General features: G+C 74.7%; 15 protein-coding genes and 1 tRNA gene. 11 read left to right on the plus strand and 5 right to left on the minus strand.

Annotated features, from left to right (window positions below; genetic code table 11):
• Positions 1 to 45 precede the first annotated feature (45 nt).
• Complete coding sequence (locus ACF089_RS02785; RefSeq protein ID WP_392020848.1) at positions 46 to 3,363, minus strand: BTAD domain-containing putative transcriptional regulator; 3,318 nt, start codon at positions 3,361 to 3,363, stop codon at positions 46 to 48.
• A gap of 304 nt (positions 3,364 to 3,667) precedes the next feature.
• On the opposite strand from ACF089_RS02785, the gene ACF089_RS02790 reads away from it, so the two are divergent.
• The 7 genes from ACF089_RS02790 to ACF089_RS02820 all read left to right on the plus strand — a co-directional run bounded on the left by ACF089_RS02790 (position 3,668) and on the right by ACF089_RS02820 (position 8,322).
• Positions 3,668 to 5,185, plus strand: a complete 1,518-nt coding sequence (locus tag ACF089_RS02790; protein ID WP_392020850.1) for an MFS transporter — start codon at positions 3,668 to 3,670, stop codon at positions 5,183 to 5,185.
• 219 nt (positions 5,186 to 5,404) lie between these two features.
• Entirely contained in the window at positions 5,405 to 5,662 is a 258-nt protein-coding gene (locus ACF089_RS02795) for a hypothetical protein (protein WP_392020852.1), read from the plus strand.
• The gene (locus ACF089_RS02800) at positions 5,637 to 6,167 is read left to right on the plus strand and encodes a DUF6879 family protein (RefSeq protein ID WP_392020854.1); all 531 of its coding nucleotides are present in this window, start codon (positions 5,637 to 5,639) and stop codon (positions 6,165 to 6,167) included. Before ACF089_RS02795 ends, ACF089_RS02800 begins: the two co-directional genes overlap by 26 nt.
• A 26-nt stretch (positions 6,168 to 6,193) precedes the next feature.
• Positions 6,194 to 7,042: a helix-turn-helix domain-containing protein gene (locus ACF089_RS02805; protein ID WP_392020857.1), complete on the plus strand. Its 849-nt coding sequence runs from the start codon at positions 6,194 to 6,196 to the stop codon at positions 7,040 to 7,042.
• Positions 7,043 to 7,139: 97 nt separating this feature from the next.
• Positions 7,140 to 7,334 (plus strand): hypothetical protein, encoded by a 195-nt coding sequence (locus tag ACF089_RS02810; protein ID WP_392020859.1) that lies wholly within the window; start codon positions 7,140 to 7,142, stop codon positions 7,332 to 7,334.
• A 215-nt stretch (positions 7,335 to 7,549) separates the two neighbouring features.
• Positions 7,550 to 7,774, plus strand: a complete 225-nt coding sequence (locus ACF089_RS02815; RefSeq protein ID WP_392021598.1) for a DUF397 domain-containing protein — start codon at positions 7,550 to 7,552, stop codon at positions 7,772 to 7,774.
• Between the two features lie 80 nt (positions 7,775 to 7,854).
• On the plus strand, positions 7,855 to 8,322 hold the full coding sequence (locus ACF089_RS02820; protein ID WP_392020861.1) for a hypothetical protein: 468 nt from the start codon (positions 7,855 to 7,857) through the stop codon (positions 8,320 to 8,322).
• A gap of 196 nt (positions 8,323 to 8,518) precedes the next feature.
• Here the strand turns inward: ACF089_RS02820 and ACF089_RS02825 are convergent.
• Positions 8,519 to 8,606: transfer RNA gene (locus ACF089_RS02825), tRNA-Leu, on the minus strand.
• 180 nt (positions 8,607 to 8,786) lie between these two features.
• Here ACF089_RS02825 and ACF089_RS02830 point away from each other — a divergent pair.
• The 3 genes from ACF089_RS02830 to ACF089_RS02840 all read left to right on the plus strand — a co-directional run bounded on the left by ACF089_RS02830 (position 8,787) and on the right by ACF089_RS02840 (position 11,500).
• On the plus strand, positions 8,787 to 10,112 hold the full coding sequence (locus tag ACF089_RS02830) for a M20/M25/M40 family metallo-hydrolase (RefSeq protein ID WP_392020863.1): 1,326 nt from the start codon (positions 8,787 to 8,789) through the stop codon (positions 10,110 to 10,112).
• Between the two features lie 177 nt (positions 10,113 to 10,289).
• Entirely contained in the window at positions 10,290 to 10,523 is a 234-nt protein-coding gene (locus tag ACF089_RS02835; RefSeq protein WP_392020866.1) for a chaplin, read from the plus strand.
• Between the two features lie 146 nt (positions 10,524 to 10,669).
• Positions 10,670 to 11,500 (plus strand): chaplin family protein, encoded by an 831-nt coding sequence (locus ACF089_RS02840; RefSeq protein ID WP_392020868.1) that lies wholly within the window; start codon positions 10,670 to 10,672, stop codon positions 11,498 to 11,500.
• A gap of 57 nt (positions 11,501 to 11,557) precedes the next feature.
• Here ACF089_RS02840 and ACF089_RS02845 read toward each other — a convergent pair whose 3' ends face one another.
• Complete coding sequence (locus tag ACF089_RS02845; RefSeq protein WP_018535088.1) at positions 11,558 to 11,746, minus strand: DUF5703 family protein; 189 nt, start codon at positions 11,744 to 11,746, stop codon at positions 11,558 to 11,560.
• A gap of 47 nt (positions 11,747 to 11,793) precedes the next feature.
• Between ACF089_RS02845 and ACF089_RS02850 the strand changes: the two genes are divergently transcribed.
• On the plus strand, positions 11,794 to 12,453 hold the full coding sequence (locus tag ACF089_RS02850; RefSeq protein WP_392020872.1) for a hypothetical protein: 660 nt from the start codon (positions 11,794 to 11,796) through the stop codon (positions 12,451 to 12,453).
• A 152-nt stretch (positions 12,454 to 12,605) separates the two neighbouring features.
• On the opposite strand, the gene ACF089_RS02855 is transcribed toward ACF089_RS02850, so the two are convergent.
• The gene (locus ACF089_RS02855; protein ID WP_392020875.1) at positions 12,606 to 15,137 is read right to left on the minus strand and encodes a helix-hairpin-helix domain-containing protein; all 2,532 of its coding nucleotides are present in this window, start codon (positions 15,135 to 15,137) and stop codon (positions 12,606 to 12,608) included.
• Entirely contained in the window at positions 15,134 to 16,117 is a 984-nt protein-coding gene (locus tag ACF089_RS02860; RefSeq protein ID WP_392020877.1) for an aldo/keto reductase, read from the minus strand. Before ACF089_RS02860 ends, ACF089_RS02855 begins: the two co-directional genes overlap by 4 nt.
• Positions 16,118 to 16,222 lie beyond the last annotated feature (105 nt).

Below are 16,222 nucleotides of genomic sequence, written 5' to 3' on the forward strand. Positions count from 1 at the left end.
CGCGCGCACCGGCCCCGGCTCACCCCCACCCGCTCGGCGCCCGGCTCACCCCGCCACCCGCTCGGCGCCCCGCGCGCCGCCCTCCCGGTGCGCGCGGGCGAACGCGGGCGCGTCCAGCGACGCGCGCACCACGGCGGTGATCCGGTCCACGTCCCCCCGCTCGGCCGGCGGCAGCGGGGCGCCCGCCGACTCCCGGGCCGCGGCGGCCGCCCCGAGCAGCGCGGCCGCCCGCTCCGCGCGCCCGTCGAGCGCCTCCGCGCCCGCCAGCCCCTCCAGCGCGAGCGCCACCGCCCGGGGATCCCGTACGGTCCGCGCCGCCGCCAGACCCTCCCGGTGCAGTGCCCGCGCCCCGGCCGCGTCCCCGCGCGCCTCGGCGACGAAGCCCAGCTCGGCCAGGACCAGCGCGACGGCCGAGGCCGCCCCGCGCTCCCTGTTCCACGCCAGGCAGCGCCGCAGATACCGTTCGGCCGCCGCCGGATCGCCGCGCCGCCGCGCGCCGAGACCGAGCCCCAGCTCGGCCAGCTGCCGCCCGAACCGGTCCGAGTGCTCGACGGCGAGCTGCCGCGCCTGCTCGTGCAGCACATCGGCACGGGCGACATCGCCGGTCAGCAGGGTGACCCGGGCCAGCCCCGACAGCTGGTACGACATCTCCGTGCACAGCCCCAGCTCCTCGGCGAGCCGGGTGCCCTCCCGGTGCAGCCGCGCGGACTCCTCGTACGCGCCGCCGATCTCGGCGAGGGCGCTCAGCGTCGGCATCACCCGCAGCCGTCCCCAGTCGTCGCCCAGCCCGTCGAAGAGCGCGAGCGCCCGCCCGCCGTCCCGGCGCGCCGCCGAGGGCTCGCCGCGCGTCAGCCGCTGCCACGCCCGGGTGCTCAACGCCGCCGCCGTGCCCCAGGGATCGCCCAGCGCGTCGAAGGCGGCGGCCGCGTCCGCGGCCAGCCGCTCGGCGGCGGGCAGATCGTCGAAGCCGAGCAGCGAGGCGAGGAACCAGCGGGCCCACGCCTCGCCCGCCGGATCCCCGGCCCCCTCGTACGCCGACAGCGCCTCGCCCGCCGCCCGGACCGCGTCCGTGATCTCCCCGAGCACGATGCCCGCGCCGACCCGCCACACCCGCGCCCGCGCGACCACGGCCCGCTCCGGACCCTGATCCCGGGCGGCCCGGGAAGCCGCGCGCTCCGGCTTCCCGGCTCCGGGCGCCGCGCGCTCCGGGCCCCCGGCACCGGGCGCCGCCCCGGCCGCCGTATCGACGAGCCCGAGCGCCGCGTCCAGAGACCGGCGCGCCTCACCGAGCCTGCCGCGCAGATACCAGTACCAGCACAGCGCGTTGACCAGCCGCAGCGCCCCCGGGGCGTCCCCGTCCCGGACCGCGCCGTCCAGCGCCGCCCGCAGATTCGCCGTCTCCTCGTCCAGCAGGGCGAGCCACCGCCGCTGCTCCCGTCCGCGCAGCCGGGGCTCGGCGCGCTCCGCCAGCGCGAGGTGGTACCCGCGGTGCCGCGCCCGTACCGCCGTCGCCTCCCCGGCCTCGGCCAGCCGCTCCCGTCCGTACGCCCCCACCGACTCCAGCAGCCGGTAGCGCAGTCCGGACCGCCCCTCCGCCGCCACCACGAGCGACCGCTCCACCAGCCGCCCGATCAGATCCGCCACCTCGCCCCGGGCCACGGTCCCGGCCGCCGCCCCGGACCCGTCCGACCGGGGCGCCACCACGGCCCCGGCCCCGGGCGGATCCGCGCAGACGGCCTCGGCGGCGGCGAGGGCGCAGCCCTCGGCGTGGACGGAGAGCCGGCGCAGCACCGCGCGCTCGGCGTCGTTCAGCAGACCCCAGCTCCAGTCCACCATCGCCCGCAGGGTCCGGTGCTTGGCCGGCACCCCGCGCCCCTCGGTGGCCAGCAGCCGGAACCGGTCGTCGAGCCGCTCGGCCAGCCCGGCCATCCCCAGCGAGCCCACTCGGGTGGCGGCCAGCTCCAGCGCGAGCGGCAGCCCGTCCAGCCGCCGGCAGATCTCCGCCGCCGCCGGGCCCCGGACCCGCACCCAGGGGGCGGCCATCGCCGCGCGGGCGCGGAAGAGTTCGACGGCGGCGGCCTCCGGCAGCGGGGCGACGGGGCGCACCAGCTCGCCCGGGACCCGCAGCGGCTCCTGGCCGGTGGCGAGGATCCGCAGCCCGGGGGCCGACCGCAGCAGCGCGGCCGTCAGCCCGGCCACCGCGTCGGCCAGATGCTCGCAGTTGTCCAGGACGAGCAGCACCGGCCGCCCCGCGACGGCCGCCGCGAGCCGTTCGACGGGACCGGCCCGCCGCCCGGCGCCGGAGGCCGGGCCGCCCCCGTCGTCGCGCACCCCGAACTCCGCCAGCACCACGTCCGCGATCGGCTCCGTCCGCTCCAGCGCGGCCAGCTCGACCAGGACCACTTCCTCACGGGCCGCCGCCAGCCGGTGCGCGACCTCCAGCGCCAGCCGGGTCTTGCCAACGCCGCCGGGCCCCGTCAGGGTCACCAGCCGCCCGCCGCGAAGGCTCGCGAGCACCTCGGCGACCGCCTCCTCCCGGCCGATCAGCCCGGTCGGCGGTACGGGCAGCCGGGCCGCCGGGCGCGGTGCGCGGCCCGTCGCGGGCTCGGGGGCCGCCAGCGCCGGATCCTGCCGGAGGATCGCCTCCTGAAGGGCCGCCAGCTCCGGCCCCGGGTCGATCCCCAGCGCGTCGGCGAGCAGCTCGCGCAGCCGCCGATAGCTCGCCAGCGCCTCGCTCTGCCGTCCCGCGCGGTACAGCGCCCGCATCTGCACGGCGCGGAACCGTTCCCGCAGCGGATGCTCCGCCACCCGCTCGGCCAGCTCTCCCAGCAGCGCGTGGTGCTCGCCCAGTTCGAGCCGCGCCTCCGCGTGGTCCTCCAAGGCGGCGAGCCGCTCCTCCTCCAGCCGCTCTGCCGCGGCCCGCGCGAAGACCTCGTCGGCGAACCCGCCGTACGCGGGACCGCGCCACAGCCCGAGCGCCCGTTCCAGCCGGGCGGCCCGGGCGCGGGGATCCGCGTCGGCCGGTCCGCGCGCGGCGAGGGCCCGGAAGCGGCCGGCGTCGACCGCGTCCGCCCCGGCCGTCAGCCGGTAGCCGGCGGGCGTGGCCACCACCAGCTCGCGGCCGCCCGGCTCCGCGTCCCCGAGCGCCCGCCGCAGCTGGGACACCTTGCTCCGCAGCACCCGGGCCGGCTCGGCGGGCGGCGCGCCGCCCCACAGATCCTCGATCAGCCGGCCGGGCGGGACCGGGCGGCCGCCGTGGGCGAGGAGATCGGCCAGCAGCGCACGGACCTTCAGCTCCGGCACGCGCACCGGCTCCCCGCCGTCGCTCCACACCTCAAGGGAACCGAGCACCCCGAACCGCATGCCCTCAGCCTAGGGCCTGCCCTCCGCGCCCCCGCCAACCCTCCTACCGCGCCCGGTCCTTCGGCCCCCGGGCCGTCCCGCCCGCGCGACGGCGGAAGCGCGCGACGTCCGCAGCCCGGCCGGGGTCCGGAGCGCGGCGCCGTGCGGCCCACCCGCCGACCGCACGGCGTACGAGACGCGGCCCCGCTCCCGGCCCGGGGCCGGGTCTCGGCATGGCCCACGGCCCCCGGATCCGTACCGGAACACTTCCAGAACACCCGTTCCGCAGGCTGAGGGCATCGCACCCCGCCGAGGAGGAACCTTCATGCCGCCGCAATCGCCCACCGCCGCACCCGCCCGCCCCGGCCGTGCCGGTCCACGGGAGTGGGCAGGGCTGGCGGTGCTCACCCTGCCCGTGCTCGTCCTGGCGCTGGACGTCAGCGTGCTCTTCCTCGCCGCGCCGCATCTGGAGGCCGATCTGCGCCCCAGCGCCGCCCAGTCCCTCTGGATCATGGACATCTACGGGTTCCTCATCGCCGGGTTCCTCGTCACCATGGGCACGGTCGGCGACCGCTTCGGCCGCCGCAGACTGCTCATCGTCGGCGGCGCGGCGTTCGCCGTCGCCTCGGTGCTCACCGCCTACGCCCCCAGCGCCGGGACGCTGATCGCCGCCCGCGCCCTGCTCGGCGTCGCCGGAGCCACCCTGATGCCCTCCACGCTCGCCCTCATCGGCAGCATGTTCACCGACGCCCGGCAGCGCGGTTTCGCCATCGCCGTCTGGATGACCACGATGATGCTCGGCGTCGCCGCGGGCCCTCTCGTCGGCGGTGTGATGCTGGAGCACTTCTGGTGGGGCTCGGTCTTTCTGCTCGGGGTGCCCGTGATGGCCCTGCTGGTCCTGCTCGCGCCCGTGACGCTGCCCGAGTACCGCGACCCCGCGCCGGGCGCGCCCGATCTGCCGAGCATCGCCCTCTCGCTGGCCGCCCTGCTCCCGGCGGTGTACGCCGTGAAGCAGTTGGCGACCGACGGCCCGGGCCCGGTCGTCCTCGCCTCCGCCGCCGCCGGACTCCTGGCGGGCCGGGCCTTCGTCCGCAGGCAGCGGCGGATCCCGCACCCCCTGCTCGACCTGGGCCTCTTCCGCGACCGCGCGTTCTCGGCGGCGCTCGGCCTGCTGCTGTTCGGACTCGTCGCGATCAACGCGCTGGAGTATCTGCTGCCCCAGTACCTCCAGCTGGTGGTCGGCCTCTCGCCGTCGGAGGCCGGTCTGTGGACGGTCCCGGTCATCCTCGCCGGCGCCGTCGGCTCGCTGCTGGCCCCGGTCCTCGCCCGGTACGTCCGGCCGGTGTCGGTGATCGCGGGCGGTGCGTTGCTCTCCGTCGCGGGGTTCGTCCTCGTCGCCCGGGTCGAGAGCACCGGGAGCCTGCCCGTGCTGCTGACCGGCACCGCGATCGCGCTGGCCGGGATCACCCCGATCCCCGTCCTCACCACCGATCTGGTGGTCGCGGCGGCCCCGAAGGAGAAGGCCGGCTCCGCCGCGGCCCTCTCCGAGACCGGGGGCGAGCTGGGCATCGGCCTCGGGGTGGCCCTCGCGGGCAGCGTCGTCGCCGCCGTCTACGGCGCCCGCACCGCCGCGGCCCCCGGCTCCCCGGCCGGCGAGAGCCTCTCCGACGCCCACGCCGCCGCGGAACGTCTCCCCGACGAGGCGGCCGACGAACTCCTCCACCTCGCCCGGGAAGCCTTCACCGCCGGCCTCAACACCGTCGGCACGGCCGGCGCGATCCTGATGACCGTCCTCGGCGCCGGCGCCCTGACCCTGCTCAGAAGGCGGAAGGCCTCCGGGTGACCCTCCACCCGGGCGCGGGCCCGCATGCCCTCCGACCGGGGAGAGCGCCCCCATGGGCCCGGTTCGCGCCTTCGCAAGCCCCTGCGAGACCGAGCCCTCTCCCCTGGCTGAGAAGCGCCCCTCAGAGGTCTGCCACACCACCGCAGGTCTTGACGCTCGCCTGCTGCCACAACGAAGCTCGTGCAAGCTGGCGTAAGTCCGTCGACACCGGAGGCAGTCATGGCACTACGGTTCATCGGGATTGATCCAGACACCGGGCAGCAGGGCTCACCCACCGTGTGGGTGGACGAGACGAAGAGGGAGCTGGTGCTCCAAGGCTGGAAGCCGGGCGAGAAGCTGGCGGCGGAGTGCGCCGCGTTCGAGATCCCCGGCCATGCTCCGGGCATTCCACCCCACGAGGCGGTGATCCGGATTCCGGCCCGCATGGTGCCGATGCTGAGGAAGGCGTGCGATGTCGCAGAAGGAACCGGGCTTTGACGAGCTGCTGGCAGCCGCCCGGCACTCCGCCGTGCACCTGGAGATGCGCGATTCCTACGGCGTGGGTGACGAGGCCGCGGACTTCGAGAACTGGCGGCGCACCGGGCAGCGAGACGTCGACCCGGCCTCCGGCTACTGGGCGCCCTGGGTCGATCTGATGCGCGACACCGTGGCGCGAGGCGTCATCGTCCGCCGTGCGCGCGTGGTGTCCGAGCCCGTCACGGAGTACATCCGGTACGAGCATGCCGGCACCGGAGTGAATCTTTACGCCGGGGAACAGGTCCGCTGGCTCCCCAGGCGCCGGGCCTCGGACATCTCGCTCCCGGGAAACGACTGCTGGGTCTTCGACGGAGAGATCGTGCTCTTCAACCACTTCGCCGGGGACGGGAGCTGGTCGGAGCCCGGTTGGGAGGTCCGCTCCGAACCGGCCGTGGCCGCACTCGCCTCGGCCGCCTTCGAGGAGGTGTGGGACCGCGGTGTCCCGCACGAGAAGTACTCGGTCTGATCTGACGAATCACGAAGAGCCAACTCATGTCTGCATCCTCCTCGTCCAGTGCCCAGGCTGCCCGTGAAGCCATCGCGGCCCGTCTCGGCGGCCTGCGCAGAGAGGCGGAGCTGACCGGGCATGAGCTGGCCCTTCGCTGTGGATGGAGTCCGGCCAAGTCCTCACGCATCGAGCGGGCCAGAACGCCCGCGTCCGACGCCGACATCCGTGCGTGGTGCAAGGCCTGCGGAGCCGAGGAGCAATCGGACGATCTGATCGCGGCGAACCGGCAGGCCGATCAGATGTACGTGCACTGGCAGAAGCTCCACCGGCACGGGATGCGCCGGGCCCAGGAGGAAGTCGTCCCCCTGTACGAGCGAACGCGTCACTTCCGCGTGTACTGCTCGAACGTGGTGCCCGGGATGCTCCAGACCGAGGCGTACGCGACGGCTCTGCTCTCCACGATCGCGGCGTTCCAGGGAACCCCGGACGACGCGGCGACGGCGGCCGCATCCCGGATCGAGCGCTCTCGCGTTCTGCACGAGGGCGACCGCCGGTTCGCGTTGCTCCTGGAAGAAACGGTGCTCCGCTACCGCATCGGGGACGAGGCCGCCATGGCCGGGCAGCTCGGCTATCTCCTGGCTGTCATGGCCTTGCCGAATGTAAGCCTGGGGGTCATCCCCTTCTCGGCTCGGCGCCGCGTCTGGCCATTGGAAGCGTTCTACATGTTCGACAGCCGTCAGGCGAGCGTCGAACTGCTCACGGCCGCCGTGAACGTGACAGCCCCCAGCGAGGTCGCCACCTACGCGAAAGCGTTCTCCGAGCTGTCCAAGATCGCGGTTCACGGTGCCGCTGCTCGGGCCCTGATCTCGGAAGCCATCACATCTCTCGGCTAGTTCGCATGCAAGCTGGTGCAAGAACATAGCCGCGTGGATCCGCCACTTCCTAGGGTCGTTCCATCGACCTCGGAAGCAATCGGGAGGGTGCGGCGTCATGACTGAACCAACGCGGTGGTCGGCGGCACCGGTGGAGCTGCCGCTGAGGATGACGCGGGAGCCCGTCCCCGTGGAGGGCTGCGCAGGCTGCGCGGAGCTGGCGAGCGTGCGCGATCGGGCCCGGGCGGGCGGCGACATGACCACCGTCACCGACTGCGACGTCTTCCTGCGGCGGCACCCGGAGGGGCACTGATGGCCACCGTCGGGAAGGACGTCGGCGAGCGGGTCGAGGACGGCTCGGGACGAGTCCGCGTCCTCCGTGACGTGATCCCTGTCCTCGCCCTGGGCGCCGAGGGCATCGCTCCGGACCCGGGACGGCCGGGGCGTCCCGATTTCCAGGACTTCCGTCCGCGGCGGGCGGGAGACGGCCCCGCCCGGGGCCGTCGGACAGACCAGGAAGGCACGACGATGACCGACCTGTACGGGCTTCCCATCGGGGGAGCCGAGTTCTCGAAGGCCTGCGGCGGCAACACGCACCCGGACGGCGAAGCGTGCGTCACGCTCGCCAGGATCGGCCCGGACGCGTGGGCCGTGGGCGACAGCAAGCGCCCGGACGCCGAGCCGCTGCGGTTCACCACGGCGGAGTTGGACGCGGCGGGCATCGACCCGGCGCGGTTCGACCTCTCCGCCTGATCCCCGAGCACCGTCCGACCGACGGCCCCGCCCGCACGCCGACGGGCGGGGCCGTCGCCATTCCCCGAAACGGAGCGGCAGTGCACTACCACGGTTACGCGTGGGTCGGAGAGAAGAAGACGTTCGACGACGAGAGCGTCCGGCGACCGCCGCCGGAGCACGCCCCGCCCGAGGGGATCGACGCGGCGCTGAGGGAGCGCTACCGCAACGCGGTGGCCGACTTCCCGGCGACGGGCGTCCCTCCGATGCAGACGGCTCACTGGCTGATGAAACCGGCCGCGATGGTGCGCGGCACATGGGAGGAGCCGAAGGAGGCCGGGGAATGGCTCGGCCTCCGGCTGGCGGAGTTCGCACCCCGCTTCGCGTCGGAGGCGGACCGGGAGGCGGCTCGACCGGCCCTTCTGGTCGGGGCTGCCGTGGAACGGCTGACCTGGGGCGGGGACGTGTCCCTGGGGCACTACCTCAACGGGACCGTCTTCCACGCGGTCGCCCTCGTCACGTGCTCCCCGAACCGCTCCGGTCCGGAACTGGTCTGCCCCTTGATGTAGTCGAGGCGGCGGCACGGGGACGGAGCACGGAGGCCCGCCGCCTCCGGTGCGGGTCGGCTCGGCCGGTCAGCCCCGGTCAGCCCCGGTCAGCCCCGGTCAGCCCCGGGACTCGCCGGGCCGCCGGGCCGTCGGGCGCACGGTCGGTCCCGTCGTCGCCCAGAAAAGCAAAAAACCCCAGGTGACCTGGGGTTTCAGCTGGTGTCCGAGGGGGGACTTGAACCCCCACGCCCGATAAAGGGCACTAGCACCTCAAGCTAGCGCGTCTGCCATTCCGCCACCCGGACAAGGTGTCTGCCGCCTGGCCCGTGGCCGTTGCGACGTGGAAAACCATAGCAAACATTCGAGGGGCCAGATCACGCCCCCGGCCCCCGCCCCCGGCCGCCGGGGCGGTCGGCCTTGGGGTCCGGGCCCCCGCGCGGGAGGATGGGCGGGAACCACCAGCAGCGACAGCGGGAGGAATCAGCGTGAGCGAGTCGAATGGGGCCCGTACCGTCTCGGGCGAGGACGAGGTCGTCGACCTCTGCCGCGAGCTGATCCGGATCGACACCAGCAACTACGGCGACCACTCCGGCCCGGGGGAGCGCGGCGCGGCGGAGTACATCGCCGAGAAGCTCGCCGAGGTGGGCCTCGAACCGAAGATCATCGAGTCCCACAAGGGACGCGCCTCCACCGTCGCCCGGATCGAGGGCGAGGACCCGAGCAGGCCCGCGCTGCTCATCCACGGCCACACCGACGTCGTACCGGCGAACGCCGACGACTGGACCCACCACCCCTTCTCCGGCGAGATCGCCGACGGCTGCGTCTGGGGCCGGGGCGCGGTGGACATGAAGGACATGGACGCGATGACGCTCGCCGTCGTCCGGGACCGGCTGCGCTCCGGCCGCAAGCCCCCGCGCGACATCGTGCTCGCCTTCCTCGCCGACGAGGAGGCCGGCGGCACCTACGGCGCGCGGTATCTCGTCGACAAGCACCCGGACCTCTTCGAGGGCGTCACCGAGGCCGTCGGCGAGGTCGGCGGCTTCTCCTTCACCGTCAACGAGAATCTCCGGCTCTATCTGGTCGAGACCGCGCAGAAGGGCATGCACTGGATGCGGCTCACCGTGGACGGCACCGCCGGCCACGGGTCGATGACCAACGACGACAACGCCATCACCGAGCTGTGCGAGGCCGTCGGCCGGCTCGGCCGCCACACCTGGCCGGTGCGGATGACCAAGACCGTACGGTCCTTCCTCGACGAGCTGTCCGACGCGCTGGGCACCCCGCTCGACCCGGAGGACATGGACGCCACCCTCGCCAAGCTCGGCGGGATCGCCAAGATGATCGGCGCGACCCTGCGCAACTCGGCCGCCCCGACCATGCTCGGCGCCGGCTACAAGGTCAATGTCATCCCCGGCCAGGCGACCGCCCATGTCGACGGCCGCTTCCTCCCGGGGTACGAGGAGGAGTTCCTCGCCGATCTCGACCGGCTGCTCGGCCCCCGGGTGCGCCGCGAGGACGTCCACGGCGACAAGGCGCTGGAGACCAGCTTCGACGGCGATCTGGTGGACGCGATGCAGACCGCGCTGCGCGCCGAGGACCCCATCGCCCGGGCCGTCCCGTACATGCTCTCCGGCGGCACCGACGCCAAGTCCTTCGACGACCTCGGAATCCGCTGCTTCGGCTTCGCGCCGCTGAAGCTCCCCCCGGAGCTGGACTTCGCCGGGATGTTCCACGGCGTGGACGAGCGGGTCCCGGTCGACGGTCTGAAGTTCGGCGTACGCGTGCTTGACCGGTTCATCGACCAGTCCTGAGACCGGATCGGGTGACCTCCCGGCGGGCCCGCCGAAAAGACACTCCAATAATCGTCAATCCGTGCGTAAACAACTGAGAAGAGTGAAAGGTACATCTGGCTCGTAGCCCCGCTCCCTCCTCCTCGTTACAGGTGATGCGGTCCGCGGCTGGGATCGCTTTGCCAACGAGGAGGAATAATGATCAAGAAGGTCGTCGCCGCTGCGGCTGCCACGGGTGGCCTCATGCTCGCCGGTGCGGGTGTGGCCATGGCCGACGCCGGCGCCCAGGGCGCCGCTGTCGGTTCCCCCGGTGTGATCTCCGGCAACGCCGTCCAGGTGCCCGTTCACGTGCCGGTGAACGTGTGTGGCAACACGATCAACGTGGTCGGGCTGCTGAACCCCGCCTTCGGCAACACTTGCGTCAACTCTTGATGTGGTGACTCGACCCATCGGGGTTTGGGTTTGAACCCGGGCGGTCCCGTGAGCGCGTGCACACGCACTCCGGGACCGCCCGGCTTTCCGCTCCCGGGCACGGCGCCCGGAGGTACGTCCGAAGAAAAAAGGCAAGGAAGCTACCTATGCGACAGGTCACTCGCAAGGGCCTGATCACCATGGCGGCGGCGGGCGGCGCGATCGCGCTGGGCGGCGGTTACGCCCACGCCGGCGCCGAGGCGACCGGAGGCGCGTCCCACTCGCCGGGCGTCGCGTCCGGCAACTCGGTCCAGGTCCCCGTCAGCGTGCCCGTCAATGTGTGCGGCAACTCCGTCAACGCGGTCGCGCTGCTCAACCCCACATTCGGCAACAGCTGCGCCAATGTCTCCGGCGGCGGCTCGCCGGGCGGCGCCCAGACGGGCGGCGGCGACACCGCGGGCCCGCAGCCGGGCGGCTCCCCGTCCGGACCCCAGACCGGCGCCCAGACCGGCGGCGGCTCGCAGGCGAACGGCGGGGCCCACCACTCTCCCGGCGTCGGCTCGGGCAACAACGTCCAGGCCCCCGTCGACGTGCCCGTGAACGCCTGCGGCAACAGCGTCACCCTCGGCGGTCTGCTGAACCCCACATTCGGCAACGACTGCGCCAACGCCTCCACGCCGACCCCGCCCGGCGAGCCCGCGCAGCCGGGGGAGCCCGCCCCTCCCGCCCCGCCCACCAAGCCGGGCGAACCGACTCCGGTCACCCCCGAACCGCCCACCACCCGCCCGAGCACCCCCGGCGACCCCGGGACCCACGGGCGTACGACCACCAACGCCCACAAGGCGAACAGCTCCCGGGCCCAGATCGCCGAGCAGCCGAAGGGCGAGCAGCAGCTCGCCCAGACCGGCGCCGACTCGCTCGGTCTGATCATCCCGGTCGGCGCGGGGATGATGCTCGCGGGAGCGGTGCTGTACCGCCGTGCCCGCGTGCGCGCCTGAGCGCCCGGTCGACCCTTCGGAGTGGGTCCCGCCACGGCGGGGCCCACTCCGTGCTGCTCACCAGGTGGCGCGCACCTGGCGGATGATCCGGCGCCGCAGCCGCACCCTGCGGCTGCCGTCCCTGCGCAGACTCAGTCGGTCCAACTCCCAGTGTCCGTACTCGGCGTGGTCGGTCAGCAGACGCGTTGCCTCCTTGCGGGAGACCCCGCGCGGCACATACACATCGACAAATTCGTATTCCGGCATCGCATCTATTGTGCGGGCACCGGCCCGGTACGGATAGCGTCTGCACTATGTCTGATGCCGCGCCGCCCACCGCTGACGAGGTACGTGCCGCCGCCGAGGCGGTCAAAGCCGCACTGGACCGCCACCTCGTGGCGGTCGAGAACCGCACAGGAGAGGACGACCCGGCCGTCTACGACGCCTTCAACGCCCTGGCCGTCGCGGCTGAGGCGTACGACGAGCGCCTCTACGACCGCTACGACGAGGTCACCCCCTTCGAGATCCCGGCCGCCGACGAGCCCCTTCCGGCGTACGCGGGCCCCGAGGAGCCCAACGCCCTCAGCGTGCTGATCCGGCGCGACTACGCGGTGGTGGAGCCGGGACGGCTGCTCTCCCAGGCACGGCGCATCGCCGACCTCGATCCCGACGAGGCCGCCCCCGAGCGCTCCCGCGCCGCCGGCACCAGCGTCCACGCGGCGCTCGGGCTGGTCTTCGGGGAGTACGAACCCGACGAGATCGCCTCCCGGCACAAAGAGTTCGGTCTGGAGGAGGGCGACTCCACGCTCTGGGTCTCGGCCGTGGACGAACTCGCCGAGCCGGGCGAATGGCTCAGCGTCCCCTTCGAGGCCGCCGACCCGCAGCGGGTCGTGATCCGCTTCGACGTCAGCTCCGTCTTCGACGAGGACGAGCTGGGCGAGGATCTGGACGACCTCGACGACGCGGGGCGCTGACCGGCCCGCCGGGACCCGCTCCCGCTCCCGCTCCCCGGAGCCTCGGAGCGCCGCGGCTCCGGGCCCGTCCTCCGGACCACGACCGGTCGTGGTCCGGAAGACGGCCGCCTGCGCCGCCCGTCCGGCGCGGCGACGCCGTACGGCGGGACGCGTCATACGGGGGCGGCGAGCAGCCCTTCGAGCAGCGGCCGCAGCCTGGTCGTACGCTCCGGGGCCGGGATCTCCGCCACCGCGCGCGGCAGGGCCTGGTCGACCCCGTGCACCACGGACAGATGGCGCTCACCGCGGCCGAACGCCGTGTACACCCACGGACGGCTCAGCCCCGGCACGGCGTCCCCCGGCAGCACCACGACCGCCGCGGGCCAGCGCATCCCGGCGGCCTGGTGCGCCGTCAGCGCCCAGCCGTGCCGCAGCGCCGAGGCGACCCGCTCCTTCGGCACGGTCACCGGCGCGCCCTCGCAGTCGATCCGCAGCCCCTCCGCGTCCGCCGACACGACCGTGCCGGGCCGGGTGCGGCCCGGGGCCTGCGCGTACGCGACCCGGTCGCCCGGGTCGAAGCCGCCGAACCTGCCGGGTCCCGGGTTCAGCCGCTGCTTCAGCGCCGCGTTGAGCGCACGCGTCCCCGCGGCCCCGCCATGGCCCACGGTGATCACCTGAGTCTGCTCGGCGGGCACCCCGATCGCCCGGGGGACCGAGTCGGCGACGAGCTGCACCGTACGGTGCACGGCCTCGCCCGCGTCGCGCACGGGCACGATGACGATCTCCTTCCCCGGAGCGGCCACCTGGAGCAGCTCGCCGGCGCCGATGCCCGAGACCAGCTCGCCGAGCGGTCCGGGGTCCGGGATCCGGGAGACGATCTGCGGGCAGACCCGGGCCGCCAGCAGATCGCCGAAGACCCGGCCCGCCCCCGCCGCGCCCAGCTGCCCCGGGTCGCCGCTGAGCACCAGCCGGGCGCCGTCCGGCAGCGACTCCACCAGCATCGCGGCGCTCTCGACGTCGAGCAGCGGCGCGTCCAGCACCACCAGGAGATCGAGGGCGAGCGCGCCGTCGCCGTCCCGGCCGGGACCCTCCGCGCCGGACAGCAGCCCGGCCGCCGTGACCGCCGCCGGACCGACGGCCGGCCGGGCGCGCTCGCTGTGGACCGCGACCACCGCGCGCAGCCCGAGCGCCTCGGCGGCCGAGGCCAGCGCCACGGGCTCGGCCCGCGCCGCCTCACCGCCGGTGTGGACCGCCAGACCGCTCACGGCGACCGCGCGGACCAGCTCGGTGGGCTCGGCGGCCTCCCAGCGGGCGTCGGGACCGGACCGGGCGAGCCGGGCCAGACCGTCCGCCAGGCTCTCCTCCGCCATGGCGTACCGGTCGAGCCCCAGCAGCACCGGACCGGCGGGCGATTCGGCGACCGCCGCCTCCGCGCTCCCGTCCCCCGAGCCGTCCACGCCCTCCGGACCGCCGTCGGGGCGGCCGGGGTCGCCGGAGCTCTCGGGGTGTTCGGGGTCGCCCTCGGCGAGATCCTCGGCGCCGTCCTGGAACACCAGCACGGCCCCTTCGGCGATCGCCCGCTCCAGGGCGCCGTCCGGGTCGGGCACCGACCGCTCGGCCAGCGCCGCGCGCACGGCCGACGACTCCAGCGCGGTGTGTCCCCGCAGGGCCGCGCCCTCCAGCCGCCAGACGATCAGGGCCGCCGCCCGCCGCTCGTCACCCGGACCGCAGGCGTCGCCGAGCAGTGCCCGGGCGAAGCCGTCGGCCTGCTCGGGCCGCACCCCCGGCACGGACAGCAGCCGCCACGGATCCTCGCGCAGGGCGTCGGCGGCCTGGGCGCCGAGAGCCTGGGCAGCCCCGGCCGCGAGCGACTCGGGCGCACCGCCCTCGGCGAGCACCCCCCGTACGGCCGCGACGGTCTCCGGCGCGCCCCCGCTCTGCTCGGCCCGGCGCTCCCGGGGCCGGGGGACGGCCTCCGGGGACGGCGCGGCCGCCGAGGGCGCGGGCCGCTCCGGGGCGGGCGCGGGGGCGTCGAAGAAGACCTTGCCGGGCTTCTGTCCGCTCTCCACCGCCCGGACCGCCGCGAGCAGATCGGCGGCCTTGCCGCTCAGCTTGGCCCCGCTCTCGACGGGCCCGTCCTTCTCGGCCTTCCGCCGCTCGATCCGGGCCTGAAGCTCGCGCTGCGCGGCGATCTCCGCCGCCGCCTCGCTCAACTCCCCGGCGTCGGCCGCGCCCGCGCTCTCCGCTGTGTCCGCTACGTCAGCCGTGTCCGCGGTGTCCGCGGTGTCCGCCGCGTCGGCCGTGTCCGCCGCCTCGGCCGGGTCCGTCGCACCGGAGCCCGTGCCGCCGCCGTCCGCCTCCTCGGCGGGGGAGGCGTCCTCGGCCGGGTCCGACACGCCCTCGGGAGCGCTGTCCGAGCCGTCCTCACCGGGCTCGTCGGCCCCGTCCGCCTCGTCTCCCGGTGCACCGCCCTCGGCGGACTCGGGGGACACGGCAGACACAGCGGACTCGACCGCCGCCGACGCCTCGGACGCCCCCGGCCCGGTCTCCTCCACGGATCCGGTCTCCGGCGCGGCCTCCGCCTCCGGCCCCTCCTCGGACCCCGGCGGATCCTCGGGGCCCGGCGGCGCGCTCTCGGCGCTCTCGGGCGCGCGGTCGGCGGCGGCCGGCGGTTCGGGGTTCGGCCCCCGGGAAGACGCGGTCACAGCGTGCTCCAGTCCTGATCGGGATAGCGGTGCACGGGCGCCGACACATCGTCCAGCGCCCGGCAGATCTCGTCTGGAAGCGTAAGCGCCTCCACTGACAGCGCGGCCGTCAGCTGCTGCGCGTTGCGCGCGCCGACGATCGGGGCGACCACCCCGGGCCGGTCCCGCACCCACGCCAGGGCCACGTGCAGCGCGGTCGTCGCCAGCCCGTCGGCGGCTGTGAGCACCGCGTCCACGATGCTGTCCGCCATCTCGTCGAGATACGGCTCGACGAAGGGACCCAGCATCGCGGACGCGCCCCGGGACCCGGACGGCATCCCGTGCCGGTACTTCCCGGTGAGCACGCCCCGGCCCAGCGGCGAGGACGGCAGCATCCCGATGCCCAGGTCCAGCGCGGCCGGCAGCACCTCCCGCTCCACCCCGCGCTGCAGCAGCGAATACTCCATCTGGGTGCTGGCCAGCCGCGTCCGCACCCCCGGGGCGGCGAGCTGCCAGGTCGCCGCCTTGGCCAGCTGCCAGCCGCAGAAGTTGGACACTCCCGCGTACCTCGCCCGGCCGCTGCTCACCGCGATGTCGAGGGCCTGGAGGGTCTCGTCCAGCGGGGTCAGCGGATCAAAGGCGTGCACCTGCCACAGATCGACATAGTCCGTCCCCAGCCGGGCCAGCGAGTGGTCCAGCGAGGTGAGCAGATGGCCCCGGGAGCCGTCGAAGCGCCGTTCGGGATCGGGCACACTGCCCGCCTTGGTCGCTATCACCAGATCGCGCCGGGGGACCAGCCGCTCCACCAGCCGCCCCAGCAGATACTCCGCGTCCCCGCCCCCGTACACATCCGCGGTGTCGACGAGCGTCCCGCCCGCCTCCCAGAACGCCTTGAGCTGATCCGCCGCGTCGTGCTCGTCGGTGTCCCGGCCCCAGGTCAGGGTGCCGAGACCGATCCGGGACACGCGCAGGCCGGTGCGGCCGAGATGCCTCTGCTCCATGACCGCTGAGGTTACTGGCCGGGGGCCCGCGCCGAGAGGGCCTGTGGACAACCCCGTTCGCCGGGGCCCCCTGACGGATCGCCGCCCTGCGCGCTAGAGTCCCCG

It is taken from the genome of Streptomyces sp. NPDC014894 (assembly GCF_043080985.1).
Lineage (GTDB): Bacteria > Actinomycetota > Actinomycetes > Streptomycetales > Streptomycetaceae > Streptomyces.

Coding starts and splice junctions, on each gene's coding strand:
- ACF089_RS02785 (WP_392020848.1), bottom strand. CDS start 3,363: ATGCGGTTCGGGGTGCTCGGTTCCCTTGAGGTGTGGAGCGACGGCGGG.
- ACF089_RS02790 (WP_392020850.1), top strand. CDS start 3,668: ATGCCGCCGCAATCGCCCACCGCCGCACCCGCCCGCCCCGGCCGTGCC.
- ACF089_RS02795 (WP_392020852.1), top strand. CDS start 5,405: ATGGCACTACGGTTCATCGGGATTGATCCAGACACCGGGCAGCAGGGC.
- ACF089_RS02800 (WP_392020854.1), top strand. CDS start 5,637: ATGTCGCAGAAGGAACCGGGCTTTGACGAGCTGCTGGCAGCCGCCCGG.
- ACF089_RS02805 (WP_392020857.1), top strand. CDS start 6,194: ATGTCTGCATCCTCCTCGTCCAGTGCCCAGGCTGCCCGTGAAGCCATC.
- ACF089_RS02810 (WP_392020859.1), top strand. CDS start 7,140: ATGACTGAACCAACGCGGTGGTCGGCGGCACCGGTGGAGCTGCCGCTG.
- ACF089_RS02815 (WP_392021598.1), top strand. CDS start 7,550: ATGACCGACCTGTACGGGCTTCCCATCGGGGGAGCCGAGTTCTCGAAG.
- ACF089_RS02835 (WP_392020866.1), top strand. CDS start 10,290: ATGATCAAGAAGGTCGTCGCCGCTGCGGCTGCCACGGGTGGCCTCATG.
- ACF089_RS02840 (WP_392020868.1), top strand. CDS start 10,670: ATGCGACAGGTCACTCGCAAGGGCCTGATCACCATGGCGGCGGCGGGC.
- ACF089_RS02845 (WP_018535088.1), bottom strand. CDS start 11,746: ATGCCGGAATACGAATTTGTCGATGTGTATGTGCCGCGCGGGGTCTCC.
- ACF089_RS02850 (WP_392020872.1), top strand. CDS start 11,794: ATGTCTGATGCCGCGCCGCCCACCGCTGACGAGGTACGTGCCGCCGCC.
- ACF089_RS02860 (WP_392020877.1), bottom strand. CDS start 16,117: ATGGAGCAGAGGCATCTCGGCCGCACCGGCCTGCGCGTGTCCCGGATC.